This is a genomic window from Mitsuaria sp. WAJ17 (genome assembly GCF_014174515.1).
GTDB lineage: Bacteria > Pseudomonadota > Gammaproteobacteria > Burkholderiales > Burkholderiaceae_C > Roseateles_B.
Map to the genome: position 1 here is coordinate 38,691 of NZ_JACJUG010000006.1, position 14,765 is coordinate 53,455.

The 14,765-nt window shown below is 66.8% G+C and carries 16 protein-coding genes and 1 tRNA gene; 10 read left to right on the top strand and 7 right to left on the bottom strand.

Features of this window, described 5'->3' with window-relative positions; genetic code table 11:
* Positions 1–56: 56 nt before the first annotated feature.
* Positions 57–1,397 (top strand): tRNA (N6-isopentenyl adenosine(37)-C2)-methylthiotransferase MiaB, encoded by a 1,341-nt coding sequence (gene miaB, locus H5407_RS06380; RefSeq protein WP_183103610.1) that lies wholly within the window; start codon positions 57–59, stop codon positions 1,395–1,397.
* On the opposite strand, the gene H5407_RS06385 is transcribed toward miaB, so the two are convergent.
* Entirely contained in the window at positions 1,398–1,670 is a 273-nt protein-coding gene (locus H5407_RS06385; protein ID WP_183103611.1) for a hypothetical protein, read from the bottom strand.
* A gap of 146 nt (positions 1,671–1,816) precedes the next feature.
* On the opposite strand from H5407_RS06385, the gene hemA reads away from it, so the two are divergent.
* The 6 genes from hemA (at position 1,817) to H5407_RS06415 (ending at position 6,942) form a co-directional block, all read left to right on the top strand.
* Positions 1,817–3,106, top strand: a complete 1,290-nt coding sequence (gene hemA / locus H5407_RS06390; protein ID WP_183103612.1) for a glutamyl-tRNA reductase — start codon at positions 1,817–1,819, stop codon at positions 3,104–3,106.
* An 83-nt stretch (positions 3,107–3,189) separates the two neighbouring features.
* Positions 3,190–4,272, top strand: coding sequence for a peptide chain release factor 1 (gene prfA, locus H5407_RS06395; RefSeq protein ID WP_183103613.1), 1,083 nt, complete (start codon positions 3,190–3,192; stop codon positions 4,270–4,272).
* Positions 4,269–5,093, top strand: coding sequence for a peptide chain release factor N(5)-glutamine methyltransferase (gene prmC, locus H5407_RS06400; protein ID WP_183103614.1), 825 nt, complete (start codon positions 4,269–4,271; stop codon positions 5,091–5,093). Before prfA ends, prmC begins: the two co-directional genes overlap by 4 nt.
* Before the next feature lie 141 nt (positions 5,094–5,234).
* Positions 5,235–5,876: a hypothetical protein gene (locus H5407_RS06405; protein WP_183103615.1), complete on the top strand. Its 642-nt coding sequence runs from the start codon at positions 5,235–5,237 to the stop codon at positions 5,874–5,876.
* A 161-nt stretch (positions 5,877–6,037) separates the two neighbouring features.
* The gene (gene grxD, locus H5407_RS06410) at positions 6,038–6,352 is read left to right on the top strand and encodes a Grx4 family monothiol glutaredoxin (protein WP_183103616.1); all 315 of its coding nucleotides are present in this window, start codon (positions 6,038–6,040) and stop codon (positions 6,350–6,352) included.
* On the top strand, positions 6,349–6,942 hold the full coding sequence (locus H5407_RS06415; RefSeq protein ID WP_183103617.1) for a UbiX family flavin prenyltransferase: 594 nt from the start codon (positions 6,349–6,351) through the stop codon (positions 6,940–6,942). The genes grxD and H5407_RS06415 overlap by 4 nt, the downstream gene beginning before the upstream one ends.
* A gap of 16 nt (positions 6,943–6,958) precedes the next feature.
* On the opposite strand, the gene H5407_RS06420 is transcribed toward H5407_RS06415, so the two are convergent.
* Together H5407_RS06420 and H5407_RS06425 are read right to left on the bottom strand one after the other, a co-directional pair.
* A complete protein-coding gene (locus tag H5407_RS06420) occupies positions 6,959–7,585 on the bottom strand; it encodes a lytic transglycosylase domain-containing protein (RefSeq protein ID WP_183103618.1) in 627 nt (208 codons plus the stop codon).
* Positions 7,586–7,592: 7 nt separating this feature from the next.
* On the bottom strand, positions 7,593–9,338 hold the full coding sequence (locus H5407_RS06425; RefSeq protein ID WP_183103619.1) for a proline--tRNA ligase: 1,746 nt from the start codon (positions 9,336–9,338) through the stop codon (positions 7,593–7,595).
* A gap of 157 nt (positions 9,339–9,495) precedes the next feature.
* On the opposite strand from H5407_RS06425, the gene H5407_RS06430 reads away from it, so the two are divergent.
* Positions 9,496–10,113, top strand: a complete 618-nt coding sequence (locus H5407_RS06430) for an RNA pyrophosphohydrolase (RefSeq protein ID WP_183103620.1) — start codon at positions 9,496–9,498, stop codon at positions 10,111–10,113.
* Positions 10,114–10,179: 66 nt separating this feature from the next.
* On the opposite strand, the gene proB is transcribed toward H5407_RS06430, so the two are convergent.
* The 4 genes from proB to rplU all read right to left on the bottom strand — a co-directional run bounded on the left by proB (position 10,180) and on the right by rplU (position 13,161).
* A complete protein-coding gene (proB, locus tag H5407_RS06435; protein ID WP_183103621.1) occupies positions 10,180–11,298 on the bottom strand; it encodes a glutamate 5-kinase in 1,119 nt (372 codons plus the stop codon).
* Positions 11,295–12,377: an Obg family GTPase CgtA gene (cgtA, locus tag H5407_RS06440; protein WP_183103622.1), complete on the bottom strand. Its 1,083-nt coding sequence runs from the start codon at positions 12,375–12,377 to the stop codon at positions 11,295–11,297. Before cgtA ends, proB begins: the two co-directional genes overlap by 4 nt.
* Positions 12,378–12,557: 180 nt before the next feature.
* Positions 12,558–12,815: a 50S ribosomal protein L27 gene (rpmA, locus tag H5407_RS06445; RefSeq protein WP_183103623.1), complete on the bottom strand. Its 258-nt coding sequence runs from the start codon at positions 12,813–12,815 to the stop codon at positions 12,558–12,560.
* Positions 12,816–12,849: 34 nt separating this feature from the next.
* Positions 12,850–13,161 carry a 50S ribosomal protein L21 gene (gene rplU / locus H5407_RS06450; RefSeq protein ID WP_183103740.1) on the bottom strand — a complete coding sequence of 104 codons (312 nt, stop codon included), beginning with the start codon at positions 13,159–13,161 and terminating at the stop codon, positions 12,850–12,852.
* A 320-nt stretch (positions 13,162–13,481) separates the two neighbouring features.
* Between rplU and H5407_RS06455 the strand changes: the two genes are divergently transcribed.
* Positions 13,482–14,411: a polyprenyl synthetase family protein gene (locus H5407_RS06455; protein WP_183103741.1), complete on the top strand. Its 930-nt coding sequence runs from the start codon at positions 13,482–13,484 to the stop codon at positions 14,409–14,411.
* A gap of 79 nt (positions 14,412–14,490) precedes the next feature.
* Positions 14,491–14,567 (top strand) — tRNA-Pro (locus H5407_RS06460).
* Positions 14,568–14,765: the final 198 nt, after the last annotated feature.

Below are 14,765 nucleotides of genomic sequence, written 5' to 3' on the forward strand. Positions count from 1 at the left end.
CCGACATTCCTTTCCGATTCGCCGTGCCCCCGGGACGCGGGGCGCCGGAGCCCGCCATGAGCAAAAAAGTATTCATCAAGACCTTTGGCTGCCAGATGAACGAGTACGACTCGGACAAGATGGCCGACGTGCTGCGCGCCGCCGAAGGCTACGAGCCCACCACCAATGTCGATGAGGCCGACCTGGTGCTGTTCAACACCTGCTCGGTGCGCGAAAAGGCCCAGGAGAAGGTCTTCTCCGACCTCGGCCGCATCAAGCACCTGAAGGCCAAGGGCGTGATGATCGGCGTGGGCGGCTGCGTGGCCAGCCAGGAGGGCGCGACCATCATCGAGCGTGCGCCTTACGTCGATGTGGTCTTCGGCCCGCAGACCCTGCACCGCCTGCCGCAGATGCTGGCCGCGCGCCGCGAGGCCGCCCGGCCCCAGGTGGACATCAGCTTCCCCGAAATCGAGAAGTTCGACAACCTGCCGCCGGCCAAGGTCGAGGGCGGCAGCGCCTTCGTGTCCATCATGGAAGGCTGCTCCAAGTACTGCTCCTACTGCGTGGTGCCCTACACCCGCGGCGCCGAGATGAGCCGCCCCTTCGAGGACGTGCTCACCGAGATCGCCGGCCTGGCCGACCAGGGCGTCAAGGAGATCAACCTGCTGGGCCAGAACGTCAATGCCTATCGCGGCCGAATGGGCGACACCGACGAGATCGCCGACCTCGCCCTGCTGCTGGAATACTGCGCCGAGATCCCCGGCATCGAGCGCCTGCGCTTCACGACGAGCCACCCCAATGAGTTCAGCCCGCGCCTGATTGAGGCCTACGGCAAGGTGCCTCAGCTGGTGAACCACCTGCACCTGCCTGTGCAACATGGCAGCGACCGCATCCTGATGGCCATGAAGCGCGGCTACACGGCCCTGGAGTTCAAGAGCATCATCCGCAAGCTGCGCGCCATCCGCCCGGACATCCGCATCGCCAGCGACTTCATCGTCGGTTTCCCCGGGGAGACCGAGGAGGACCACGCCAAGCTGATGAAGCTGGTGGACGACGTCGGCTTCGATGCTTCCTTCAGCTTCATTTACAGCCCGCGCCCGGGCACCCCCGCGGCCAATCTCGAAGACACCACGCCCTACGAGACCAAGGTGCGCCGCCTACAGGAGCTGCAGGCCGCCATCGAGGCCCATGCTGTCAGCATCAGCAAGACCCTGGTCGGCCAGACGCAGCGCATCCTCGTGTGCGGCCATGCCAAGAAGGACCCGAGCGAGCTGATGGGACGCACCGAGTGCAATCGCATCGTCAATTTCAAGGGCAACGCGCGGCTCATGCACCAGCTGATCGATGTGCGCATCACCGAGGCCTTCGCGCATTCCCTGCGCGCCGAGGTGCTGACCAGCGAGACGGCTGCTGCCTGATCAGCGCCGCAGGCTCAGCCAGGCCTGCGGCAGCGCGATGGCCAGCAGCATCAGGCCGTAGCCCAGCATCTTGCCGTCGTGCCCCAGCAGCGCCAGCGCCACCGCCAGGCCCAGCGTGCCGCCGGCGCCGCCCCAGAGCCACAACTGGCCCCAGTTGCGGCCCTTGAGCTCGGCACGCCACAGCAGCTTCATCAGCGCTGCGACCACACCGGCGACGAACCACGCGGGAAGAAGGAAATTGCCAAGGTGCCAGAAGGCGTCGAGAGGGCTCACAGGGTTCCCGCCATGTAGCCGCGCGGCCGTCCCGCACGGTGCGTCCGCCGCGAAATGCGGCGCCAATTGATGCTTATCAAGTATTTCTATACGGACGACGCAGCAAGCCGCCCTGTCCGCAAGCCTTGGAATTTTATAATCGCGCCATGTCGGTCTTTGCCCTCGGCCTGAATCACGAATCCGCGCCCCTGGATCTGCGCGGCCGGTTCGCCCTTTCGGCCGAGCAGTTGGCGCCCGCCCTGTTGGGCCTGCGCGAGCAGCTGAAGCAGCGCACCCGCATCGGCGCCGAGGCCGCCATGCTGTCCACCTGTAACCGCACCGAGCTCTATGTGGCCGGCGGCCGGGAGCTGGTGCAGCCCACCGTGGAGTGGCTGGCGGAGGTCGGCGGCGTCGCCTCCAACGCGCTGCTCAACCATGCCTACGTCAAGGAGGGCAGCGCCGCGGCGCGCCATGCCTTCCGCGTGGCCAGCGGCCTGGATTCCATGGTGCTGGGCGAGCCCCAGATCCTGGGCCAGATGAAGCAGGCCGTGCGCGAGGCCGACGAGGCCGGCACCCTGGGCACCACGCTGCACCAGCTCTTCCAGCGCAGCTTCTCGGTGGCCAAGGAGGTACGCAGTTCCACCGAGATCGGCGCCCATTCCATCAGCATGGCCGCCGCCGCGGTGCGCCTGGCCGGCCAGCTCTTCGAGGACCTGGCACGGATCCAGGTGCTCTTCGTGGGTGCGGGAGAGATGATCGAGCTGGTCGCCACGCATTTCGCGGCCCGCAATCCCAAGGGCATGGCCGTGGCCAACCGCACCCTGGAGCGCGGCGAGAAGCTCGCATCGCACCTCGGCGCTGAGGCCCTGCGCCTCAGCGACCTGCCGCAGCGTCTGCATGAATTCGATGCCGTCATCTCCTGCACAGCCTCCAGCCTGCCCCTGATCGGCCTGGGCGCCGTGGAAAGCGCGCTGAAAAAGCGCCGCCACAAGCCCATGTTCATGGTCGATCTCGCCGTGCCGCGTGACATCGAGCAGGAAGTCGCCCAGTTGGACGACGTCTACCTCTACGCCGTGGACGACCTCGCCCAACTGGTGCAGTCCGCTGGCGAAAAACGCCAGGCCGCCGTGCAGCAGGCCGAGGCCATCATCGAGACCGGCGTGCAGAGCTTCGTGCACTGGCTGGGGCAACGCAACACCGTGCCCTTGATCCAGGCCCTGCATGCCCAGGCGGACGACTGGCGCAGCGCCGAGTTGCAGCGTGCCCGCAAGCTGCTGGCGCGCGGCGAGGACGTCGAGGCCGTCCTTGAGGCACTGTCCAAGGGGCTGACCCAGAAGATGCTGCACGGCACCCTGGCCGAGCTGCACGCCGCCGATGGCGAGCACCGCGTGGCCCTGGCCCACACGGTTTCCCGCCTCTTCCTGCGCAAGAGCGCCAAGGACCCGGCCGAGCATTAGCGCTGCGCTTCGCCATGCTCGCCCGCCCAGGCCCCGTCGTGGATGCACGCGGCCTGGTTTCCTCTCCTTGTGAATGCCCCTCCATGAAAGACAGCCTGCGCCAGCAGTTCGAACGCCTGGGCCATCGACTGCATGAGCTCGACACCACGCTCGCCGACGGCAGCATCGCCGCCGATATGAAGCGCTACCGCGCACTGACGCGCGAGCAGGCCGAAGTCTCCGAGCTCGTGAGCCGCTACCAGCGCTATCTGCAGCGCGAGCAGGATCTGGCCGCCGCGCGCGAGCTGCTGGCCGACCCCGAGATGGCCGAGATGGCCCGCGAGGAGATCACCGGCGCCGAGGCCGACATGGCCCGCCTGCACGAGGAGCTGCAGCTGGCCCTGCTGCCCAAGGATCCGGACGACGTCCGGCCTGCCTTCCTAGAAATCCGGGCCGGCGCTGGCGGCGACGAGAGCGCGCTCTTCGCGGCCGACCTCGCCCGCATGTACCTGCGCTATGCCGAGTCACAGGGCTGGCGCGCGGAGACCCTGTCCGCCAACGAGTCAGACCTGGGCGGCTACAAGGAGCTGGTGCTGCGCATCGAGGGCGATCAGGTGTACGGCCGGCTCAAGTTCGAGTCCGGCGGCCACCGCGTGCAGCGCGTACCCGCCACGGAATCACAGGGCCGCATCCACACCAGCGCCTGCACCGTGGCCGTGATGCCCGAGCCCGACGAGGCCGAGGAGGTCCAGCTCAACCCCGCGGAGCTGCGCATCGACACCTTCCGCGCCAGCGGCGCTGGCGGTCAGCACGTCAACAAGACGGACTCCGCCATCCGCATCACCCACCTGCCCACGGGCCTTGTCGCCGAATGCCAGGACGACCGCAGCCAGCACCGCAACAAGGCCAAGGCGCTGGCCGTGCTGGCCGCCCGGCTGCGCGACAAGGAACGCAGCGAGCGCGCCGCCAAGGAAGCCGCCACGCGCAAGAGCCTCATCGGCAGCGGGGACCGCAGCGACCGCATCCGCACCTACAACTTCCCCCAAGGCCGGCTGACGGACCACCGCATCAACCTGACGCTCTACAAGCTCGGCGCCATCATGGACGGCGATCTGAACGACGTCATCAGCGGCCTGCAGCAGGCGCAGGCCGCCGAGCAACTGGCTGCACTGGAAGGGCGTGGATGAGCGTCACCGTCCGTGACCTTCAGCGGCGCGCCGCGCAGGCCGGCCTGCCTCGCCTGGAGGCCCAACTGCTGCTGTGCGCCCTGCTGGACAAGGACCGCGGCTGGCTGATCAGCCATGATGAAGATCCGCTGCCGCCCGGCACGGGCGAGCGCTTCGAGGACTGGCTCCGCCAGCGGCTGGACGAGGTCCCCCTGGCCTACCTCACCGGCCACAAGGAGTTTCACGGCCTGCGCCTGCAGGTGAGCCCAGCCACCCTGGTGCCGCGGCCCGACACCGAGGTGCTTGTCGATGCAGCACTGCGCTGGCTGGCCTCCTGCGGCCTGGCAGCGCCGCGCGTGCTGGATCTGGGCACAGGCAGCGGCGCCATCGCGCTGGCCGTGAAGAAGCGCCATCCGCGAGCCGACGTGACGGCCACCGACTTCAGCGCCGCGGCCCTGGGCATCGCCGAGGCCAATGCACGCCAACTGGGCCTGGAGGTCCGCTTCCTCCTGGGAGCCTGGTGGCAACCCCTGGGTGAGGAAGGCTTCGACCTGGTGATGAGCAACCCGCCCTACATCGCCCCCCAAGACGAGCACCTGCCGGCCCTGCGACACGAGCCGCTGAGCGCCCTGGCCGCTCCGGAGGCCGGCCTGGCGGACCTTCGGCAGATCATCGGGGGTGCGCCCGCCCACCTGCGGCCGGGCGGCCTGCTGCTGCTGGAGCATGGCTACGACCAGGAGCAGGCCGTGGCGGATCTGCTACGCGCTGCCGGCCTTCAATACCGGGGCTGCGAGCGGGACCTGGGCGGCCAGCCCCGGTGCAGCGCGGCGCTAAGGCCCTGATCCCGCCCTCCGGAGACGCGGCCGGACTGCCGTCAAAGTCTGTAAAACCAGGTAATTGATCCTGCACAAAATATCCCGCCGGGCGTAGCATGGTCCTCCGAGCGGCACACTCCCGGCCCGCTCGGCTGCAAGGAGACCATCATGCGCAGCCTGCCCGCCCCAACTGGATCCTGCTGGCCCACGGCCGTGGGCTGGCTGGTGGTGAGCGCCCTGGCCCTGGCGGCACCCTCCCGGGCTCAGGCCCAGGCCTCCTCCCAACTGATGCCCCATGGCAGCACTGCCGAGGCCCCCGGCCTGCGCTGGCAGGCCCGCGTGCAGCTGAGCCAGGTGGACGGCCTGGACACCAGCACGGGCCGCAGTTCGCGGTCCCTCAGCGCCGCCCTGCTGGGCGATTACTACCTCACCCGCTCTGGGCTTGGCGAAGGCGTTCGCGGCGGCCTGCGGGCAACGGGCGGCCTGATGATGGGCTCCCTGAGCGTCACCCAGAGCGGCTCGGGCCTGACGCTGAGCGCGCAGTCCATGAGCCTGGGCCAGTCCCTGGCCGTCGGCCTGCGCGCCGTGGGCTCCACGGGCGACCGGAGTGATTCCGGCGGCACCCTGCCCTACATCGGCATCGGCTACAGCGGCATCTCGACGCGAGGCGGCTGGGGCTTCAGCGCTGACCTCGGACTCATCAACCGCAACAGCCTTCGCCTGGGCAACAGCCTGGGCTCAGTGGACGAGGCCCTGCGCGACAACCGCCTGATGCCCGTGCTGCAGTTCGGTCTCAGCTACAGCTACTGAGCCCCTGCGCTAGGTCAGAACGCCGCTGGATTCCTGCCCCACGGCGGGCGCCAGACGCCCTTGCGCGGCGCCGGGCATGCACTGTGCCCGATAATCGCGCCGAGGCCGGGGGCCACGCCCTCCGCAGTTTCGGCCACAGCTTTTCATCAAGGAATCAAGCCATGAGCGACGTTCAGCAACGCATTGACGACCTGGTCAAGAACAACCGGGTGGTGCTCTTCATGAAGGGCAATGCCCAGTTCCCCATGTGCGGCTTCTCGGGCCGCGCCGTGCAAATCCTCAAGGCCTGCGGCGTCACGGACCTCAAGACCGTCAACGTGCTGGAAGACGAGGAGGTGCGCCAGGGCATCAAGGAGTACGCCAACTGGCCGACCATCCCGCAGCTCTATATCGGCGGCGAGTTCATCGGCGGCTCGGACATCATGATGGAGATGTACGAGAGCGGCGAGCTGCAGCAGGCACTGGGCGGCCAGTGAGCGCCACGCCCGCATCGCCGCAGCGCCTGATCGTGGGCATCAGCGGTGCCAGCGGCGCTGCCTATGGCCTGCAGTTGCTGCGTCGATGCCGGGAACTGGGGGTGCACACCCATCTGATCGCCACGCCCGCCGGCCTGCTCAATGTGCACCATGAGCTGGGCCTGGATCGCGAAGCGCTGGAGGCCGAAGCCACCCAGGCCCACGCGCCGGGCGACATCGGCGCCTGCGTGGCCAGCGGCAGCTTTGGCGCCACGGCCATGGTGGTCGCGCCCTGCTCCATGAAGAGCCTGGCCGCCATCGCCCATGGCTTCGGAGACAACCTCCTCACTCGGGCCGCCGACGTCACGCTCAAGGAGCGTCGATGCCTGCTGCTGATGGTGCGCGAGACCCCCTTCAACCTGGCCCACCTGCGCAACATGACAGCCGTGACGGAGATGGGCGGCATCATCTTTCCGCCCCTGCCGGCTTTCTACCTGAAGCCCCAGAGCATGGACGAGCTGGTGGCCGAAGGCGTGGAACGTGTGCTGGACCTCTGCGGCATCACGGGGGCCCGGCCCCAGCGCTGGCAGGGCCTGCGCGAGGCGCGCTGAGCCGCCCCGGCCCGCCTCAGCGCTCGCCCGGCATCAGCCACTTGCGCCGCGCACCCAGCACTGCATTGGGGTACTCCGGCCGCCCGCGGCTGCCGTTGTAGCGGCCCAGGGCCATGAAGAGATCACCGTTCTCGCGGTCCAGGTAGTGGCGCATGATCACGCAGCCAAAGCGCAGATTGGTCTGCATGTGGAAGAGGCGCGAGGCCTGACCGTCCCCGATCAAACGGGCCCAGAAGGGCATCACCTGCATGTAGCCGCGCGCACCGACCACGCTGATCGCGTACTTGCGGAAGCCGCTCTCCACCTCGACCAGGCCCAGCACCAGGCTGGGATCCAGGCCGGCGCGCGTGGCTTCATACCAGAGGGTCTCGAGGAACTCGATGCGGGTCTGGGACTCGGTCTTGCGCGGCCGCAGGCGATCGCTCATGGTGCCCAGCCAGCGCAGATAGGCCAGGCGGTCGTCGATCTTCTCGAAGCGGGGCCGCGGTGGCGCGCTGTTGCGTATCGAGGCCGACAGCGCCGAACGCACCGAATCCGCCAGGGGCTCCTCGACCTGGGCGCCAGCCCAGGCCCGGCCCGCAGGCAGGAGGCTCAGCAGCGATGCAGCAAGAAGGCCGCGCCGGGCGCGGGATGCTGGCTGCATCGGCACCTCAGGCCTTCAGTCGGGCCTGCAGATGTGCCACCACCTCGGCCAGGGCCAGCTTGGTCGCCTCGGCATCGCGGCGGCCCTGGTACTCGACCTGGCCTTCCTTCAGACCACGGTCGGACAGCACCACGCGGTGCGGCACGCCGATCAGCTCCCAGTCAGCGAACATGGCCCCGGGGCGCTCACCACGATCGTCCAGCAGAACGTCAATACCCAGCGCCTGCAGCTGCTCGTACAGCTGCTGGGCGGCGGCCTTCACCTCCTCGCTGCGGTCCATGCCGATGGGGCAGATCGCGACGGTGAAGGGGGCGATGGAATCCGGCCAGATGATGCCGCGCTCGTCATGGTTCTGCTCGATGGCGGCGCCCAGGATGCGGGTCACGCCAATGCCGTAGCACCCCATCTCGAAGGGCTTGGGCTTGCCGGTCTCGTCGAGGAAGGTGGCATTCATGGCTGCCGAATACTTGGTGCCCAGGTAGAACACATGGCCCACCTCGATGCCGCGCTGAATGGCCAGCAAGCCCTTGCCATCGGGCGAAGGGTCGCCAGCGACCACATTGCGGATGTCGGCCACGAGATCGGGCTCGGGCAGGTCACGGCCCCAGTTGGCGCCAGTGAAGTGGAAGTCGGCCTCGTTGGCGCCGCAGACGAAATCGGCCATCTGCGCGACGGTGCGGTCCGCCACGATCTTCACCGGCTGCTTCAGGCCGATGGGGCCCAGGTAGCCGGGCTTGCAGCCGAAGTGCGATTCGATCTCGCCCACGGTGGCGAAGCGGAAGCCACCCTTGAGGCCCTCGATCTTGCCAGCCTTGACCTCGTTGAGCTCGTGGTCCCCGCGCACCAGCAGCAGCCAGACCTGAGTCTTGGCCACTTCACCATGCTCGTTGAGCTCGTCGGTGGCCAGCACCAGGGACTTGACGGTCTGCGCCAGGGGCAGGCCCAGCAGGGCGGCCACATCCTCGCAGGTACTCTTGCCCGGCGTAGGCGTCTTGGCCAGGGCCAGGGCCGCGGCGGCGCGATCGGCCAGCAGGGGCAGGGCCTCGGCCAGCTCGATGTTGGCAGCGTAGTCGCTGTCGGGGCAGTAGACGATGGCGTCCTCGCCCGTCTCGGCGATCACCTGGAATTCATGCGAGCGGTCGCCGCCGATGGCGCCGGTGTCGGCGGCCACGGCACGGTACTCCAGGCCCAGGCGATCGAAGATCTTGCAGTAGGCCTGGAACATGTTCTCGTAGCTGCGGCCAGCGGCTTCCACGTCACGGTCGAAGGAGTAGGCGTCCTTCATGGTGAACTCGCGGCCGCGCATCACGCCAAAGCGGGGACGGCGCTCGTCGCGGAACTTGGTCTGGATGTGATAGAGGTTCTTGGGCAGCTGCTTGTAAGAGCGCAGCTCCTGGCGGGCGATGTCGGTCACCACCTCCTCGCTGGTCGGCTGGATGATGAAGTCACGGCCATGGCGGTCCTTCACGCGCAGCAACTCGGGGCCCATCTTGTCGAAGCGGCCGGTCTCCTGCCAAAGCTCGGCCGGCTGCACCACGGGCATCAACAGCTCGACGGCACCGGCGCGGTTCATCTCCTCGCGGATGATGCCTTCCACCTTGCGGATCACGCGCAGGCCCATGGGCATGTAGTTGTAGATGCCGGCGCCCAGGCGCTTGATCATGCCGGCTCGCATCATGAGCTTGTGGCTGACGACTTCGGCGTCGGCGGGGGCTTCCTTGAGCGTGGAGACGAAGAACTGAGTGGCTTTCATCGCGGAGACTGCGGAGTAAGAACCGGCAGCGCGCCGTCCCGGCACCCAGCTGACAGCGGGCGCCCGGCTGGCGCGCCTGGGCTTGGGGTTAGCGAGGATCATGCAAGGGGTGAGGCCCGATGCAATAATCAATCCAACTAAAGATTTGAGGTTGATTATGCTCGACCGTGAAGGCTTCAGGCCCAACGTCGGCATCATCCTGCTCAACCACCGGAACGAAGTGTTCTGGGGCAAGCGCATTCGCACGCACTCCTGGCAGTTCCCGCAAGGGGGCATCAAGCATGGCGAAACGCCCGAGCAGGCGATGTTCAGAGAGCTCCACGAGGAAGTGGGCTTGAGGTCAGAGCATGTGCGCATCATCGCGCGCACACGCGACTGGTTGCGCTATGAGGTGCCCGAGCACTACATACGCCGCGACGCCCGTGGCCATTACCGGGGCCAGAAACAGATCTGGTTCCTGCTGCAGTTGATGGGTCGCGACAGCGACATGAACCTGCGCGCCACCGACCACCCCGAGTTCGACGCCTGGCGTTGGAATGACTATTGGGTGCCGCTTGAGGCGGTGATCGAATTCAAACGCGGGGTCTACCAGATGGCGCTCACCGAGCTGGCGCGCTTCCTGCCTCGCACCAGCCACCACAACCGCTACCTGCGCGCAGGCATGCGGCCTCAGCAGCACCGGCAGGATCACGGCCCGGGTCGCGGCCCCTCGGCCAACGACGACAGCGCCACTGAGGCGCCACAGGACCCCGGCAAGGACGCTGCCGAGCACTGAGCGTCCGCCTCCATGACAAAGGCCCGCCAAGCGGGCCTTTGTCTTGTGGAGCTTCCGCGCGGCGCTTCAGCGCAGCACGAGGTTGTCGCGGTGGATCAGCTCCGGCTCGGCCGCATAACCCAGGACCGCCTCGATCTCGAATGAAGGCTTGCGGGCGATCAGCCGCGCTTCGGCACTGGAGTAGTTGGACAGGCCGCGGCCCAGCTCGGCACCGGCGGGATCGCGCACGGCGATCACGTCGCCGCGATGGAACTCGCCCTGCACCTCGCGCACGCCGATGGGCAGGAGGCTCTTGCCTTCCTCGCGCAGCTTGAGCGCCGCACCGGCATCAACGACGACCGCGCCTCGCATCTGCAGATGGTCCAGCATCCACTGCTTGCGTGCTGCTTGCTTGGCGGTACTGGCCAGCAGGGCCGTGCCGATGGACTCGCCAGCCGCCAGGCGCAGCAGCACGTCGGGCTCGCGGCCCCAGGCGATGACGGTACTGGCTCCGCTACCCGCGGCGCGCTTGGCAGCCAGAATCTTGGTGATCATGCCGCCGCGGCCGATGCTGGAGCCCGCACCGCCTGCCATGGCCTCCAGCTCGGGCGTGCCGGCGATGGCCTCGTCGATGAAGCGGGCGTCCGGATCCTTGCGGGGGTCGGCGGAATACAGGCCCTTCTGGTCCGTCAGGATGACCAGGGCGTCGGCTTCCACCAGATTGGCGACCAGGGCGCCCAGGGTGTCGTTGTCGCCGAACTTGATCTCGTCATTGACGACGGTGTCGTTCTCGTTGATGACCGGCAGCACGCGGTGCTGCAGCAGGGTCAGCAGTGTGGAACGCGCGTTGAGGTAGCGCTCTCGGTCGGCCAGGTCGGCGTGCGTCAGCAGCACCTGAGCACTGCCAAGGCCCTGCTCGCGCAACTTGCTCTCGTACATCTGCGCCAAGCCCATCTGGCCGACGGCCGCGGCAGCCTGCAACTCGTGCACTTCCTTGGGCCGCGAAGCCCAGCCCAGGCGCTTCATGCCTTCGGCGATGGCGCCGCTGGACACCATCACCACCTCGCGCCCCTGCTGGGTCAGCGCAGCCAACTGGCGACACCAGTTGCCGATGGCTTCGGCATCCACACCCCGGCCCTCATTGGTCACCAGGCTGGAGCCCACCTTGACGACGATGCGTCGCGCGTCCCTCAGCACGGCACTCATGAGGCGCTCGCCTCGCCGCCCTCGCCCTCCGCGGAGGTGAAGCGCACATCGGGCTCCACATGGTGCTTCTGCTCGGCAGCCACGTGGTCATAGATCGCGTGGATCAGCGGCTGGCAGCCCTCGCGCGTCAGAGCGGAGATCTCGAAGACCGGCCCCTTCCATTTGTAGCGCTTGACGAAGTCCTTGACCCGCTTGGCTCGCTCTTCCTCGGGCACCATGTCCAGCTTGTTGAGCACCAGCCAGCGCGGCTTCTCGTACAGCGAGGCGTCGTACTTCTTCAGTTCGGCGACGATGGCCTTGGCCTCGGCCACCGGATCGACCTCAGGATCGAAGGGAGCCAGGTCCACCACATGCAGCAGCAGCCGGGTGCGCTGCAGATGGCGCAGGAACTGGTGGCCCAGGCCGGCGCCTTCCGCAGCACCTTCGATGAGGCCGGGGATGTCGGCGACGACGAAGCTCTTCTCGGGGGCCACGCGCACCACGCCCAGGTTCGGGTGCAGGGTCGTGAAGGGGTAGTCGGCGATCTTGGGGCGGGCATTGGAGACCGCCGTGATCAGCGTGGACTTGCCGGCATTGGGCTGCCCAAGCAGACCGACATCGGCCAGCACGCGCAGCTCCAGCTTCAGCTTCTTGGCCTCCCCCGGCCAGCCGGGGGTCTTCTGGCGCGGCGCGCGGTTGGTGCTGCTCTTGAAGTGCAGGTTACCGAAACCACCGTCGCCCCCCTTGGCGATCATGATCTTCTCGCCAGGCTCGAGCAGCTCGGCGATGACCGCCCCTGTCTCGACGTCGGTGATGATGGTGCCCACCGGCATGCGCAGCACGATGTCCTCGGCCGCCGCACCGTACTGGTCGGAGCCGCGCCCGGCCTCGCCATTGCGGGCCTCATGGCGGCGCGCGTAGCGGTAGTCGATGAGCGTGTTCAGGTTGAGGTCGCCGACGGCATATACACTGCCGCCGCGGCCGCCATCGCCGCCGTCCGGCCCGCCGAAGGGAATGAACTTTTCGCGGCGAAAGCTTGCACAGCCGGCACCACCATTGCCGGCCACTACATCGATGGTGGCTTCGTCTACGAACTTCATGTCTTGCTTCTCGGGCTCGCGGAAGGAGCCATGGTAAGGCAGGCCCGCAGCACGGGTCTCACCAGGGTTGCAGCCGAAAAAACAAAGCCCCGGGCATGCCGGGGCTCAGTCTGAACGCTCAGTGTGAACGATGTGGCCGGCTGCTGCCACCACATCGTCTATTCGGTCGGGTCAGAGGACTCAGACCGGCGTCACGACCACGGTCGAGCGGTTGTTCTCGCCCTTGGTGGTGAAGGACACGGTACCGTCGATCAGCGCGAACAGGGTGTGGTCCTTGCCCATGCCGACATTGGTGCCGGCGTGGAACTTGGTACCGCGCTGACGCACGATGATGGAACCGGCCGAGATGGCCTGGCCGCCGTACACCTTCACGCCCAGCATCTTCGGTTTGGAATCGCGGCCGTTTCGGGTCGAGCCGCCGCCCTTTTTCTGTGCCATGGATTACTCCTTGAACTGTTGCTAGAGCGAGGGATCAGCCGTTGACCGCGCTGATTTCCAGCTCGGTGTAGGTCTGGCGATGGCCTTGGCTCTTCTTGTAGTGCTTGCGACGACGCAGCTTGAAGATGCGCACCTTGTCGTGCTTGCCCTGGGCCACGACAGTGGCCTTGACGCTCGCGCCAGCAACCAAGGGAGTGCCGATCTTCAGTTCCGCGCCGTTACCCACGGCGAGAACTTGATCGATCACGATCTCTTGGCCAACTTCCGCAGCAATCTGTTCTACCTTGATCTTTTCGCCAGCAGCAACCTTGTATTGCTTGCCACCGGTTTTTATGACCGCGTACATATCAGCCCTTTCAATGAAACTACCTGCCGGCACCACCACCAGGCGCTCGAACTGAGCACCGCAGCACCAGGCCCGCAGGCCTAAGCCTCCGCACGCATTGCGCGCAGAGCCGATGACTATAACATGATCGCTTACCCCTACTCAAGCACCCCGATGCTGCCGTGGGAAGCTTCCGACGCCAGCAGGGGCGGCGGGATACAAGGCGAACACCCCCCGCCGCGCTTCCTATAATCCCGGCTTCGCCCAATAGTGAGCCCAGAGTGCACGCCCTGTCTGCCTCGTCCCCCCTTCAAGAGGTTCTCGCCGCGCTGGACGCGGACATGCGCGAGGTGGATGCCGTCATCGCCCGTCGCCTGACCTCTGACGTCGCCCTCGTCAACCAGATCGCAGGCTATATCGTCCATGCTGGCGGCAAGCGCATGCGACCCAAGCTCGTCCTGCTGTTCGCGAACGCCCTGGGCTTCCAGGGGCCGGAGCGCTTCGAGCTGGCCGCCGTGGTGGAGTTCATCCACACCGCCACACTGCTGCATGACGATGTCGTCGATGAATCCTCGCTGCGCCGAGGCAAGCAGACCGCCAACGCACTCTTCGGCAACGCTGCCAGCGTGCTGGTGGGGGACTTCCTCTATTCGCGCGCCTTCCAGATGATGGTCTCCACCAACCGGATGCGCGTGCTGGACGTGCTGGCCGAGGCCACCAACATCATTGCCGAAGGTGAGGTCCTGCAGCTGATGAACATGCACGACCCCGACATCTCCGTCGAGGACTACCTGCGCGTCATCCGCTACAAGACCGCCAAGCTCTTCGAGGCCAGCGCCCGCCTGGGCGCCGTGCTGGCGGATGCCAAGCCCGACATCGAGGACGCCTGCGCAGCCTATGGCCGCGCCCTGGGCACCGCCTTCCAGCTCATCGACGACGTCCTGGACTACGAAGGCGACACCCAATCCCTGGGCAAGAACGTGGGCGACGACCTGCGCGAAGGCAAACCCACCCTGCCCCTGCTGGTGGCCATGGAGCGCGGCAGCGCCGCACAACGGGAACTGATTCGCCACGCCATCCAGCATGGCGAAGTGCAACGCCTGCCGGACATCATCGAGATCGTGCGCAGCACGGGGGCACTGGAAGCCACCCGCGAGGCGGCACGACAGGAGGCCGAGCATGCCCGCGAAAAACTTTCTCTACTCCCTCTTAACAAGTGGCAGGAAGCTCTGCTAGAATTCGCGTTTCTGTCGGTGAACAGGTCCAACTGAGAAGCAAAGAAGAAGCAAAGGCTGAAAAGCCTGAGCTGCATCACTGCACCAGGGGGCTTGTTCAGACTGATAAGAACATCGGGGTGTAGCTTAGCCTGGTAGAGCGCTACGTTCGGGACGTAGAGGCCGGAGGTTCGAATCCTCTCACCCCGACCAGATTTTTTGGCTTGACGCCTGTTTTTTCCGGACACGAACCCCTGGTTCGCCGGGCAACAGGCCAGCTCAAGCCCCAGACGACATCAAACGGCGCCTTCGGGCGCCGTTTTCGTTTGGACTCACGAGACACAACTGGTCGCAAATCTCCGGCCAATGTGGTGTGATTGCGAGGAATTCCCGGGCTTTCCAGTGCCGCAG